The sequence below is a fragment of the Streptomyces sp. NRRL WC-3618 genome (genome assembly GCF_001280005.1).
Lineage (GTDB): Bacteria > Actinomycetota > Actinomycetes > Streptomycetales > Streptomycetaceae > Streptomyces.
This window is the reverse complement of the sequence record NZ_LGDW01000300.1, coordinates 1-413: the sequence shown is the minus strand read 5'-3', so window position 1 is coordinate 413 and position 413 is coordinate 1. Positions and strand designations below refer to the sequence as shown.

General features: G+C 71.2%; 1 pseudogene. It reads right to left on the bottom strand.

Going from position 1 to position 413, the window contains the following annotated elements:
* Positions 1–240: pseudogene (locus ADL01_RS23390) on the bottom strand (glycogen debranching protein); the annotation flags it as partial.
* Positions 241–413: the final 173 nt, after the last annotated feature.

Sequence of the window (413 nt, the reverse complement as noted above, 5' to 3'; positions counted from 1 at the left end):
ACCGGTCCAGCTGAGCAGGCCCGGTGTCGCCTCGACGCGGGTCTCGGTCCGCTCGCCCGTCGCCGCGTCGAGGGGGACGAGGCGCAGGACGGCGTGCATACCGTTCTGGTGCGAGACGAGGTGCAGGTCCTCGGCATACGTCTTTTCCGCGACCACGGGCGAGATGCCGAACCAGGATCCGTGGCTGCTGAAGGGGATGTCGTGGACGGAGAAGGCCGGGCCGGATCGGTCGACGGTCATGAAGCCTCACTCGATTCTCGGGCAGGGGGCCGGCCGGCGCGCGGACGGTGGGGACCAGGAAGCGATGGGGGGATTCAGTCCTTGACGGCGCCGGCGGTGACGCCGGCGGCGACGTAGCGCTGGGCGAGGACGAGGATGACGGTGGCGGGCAGGGAGGCGATGACGGCGGTGGC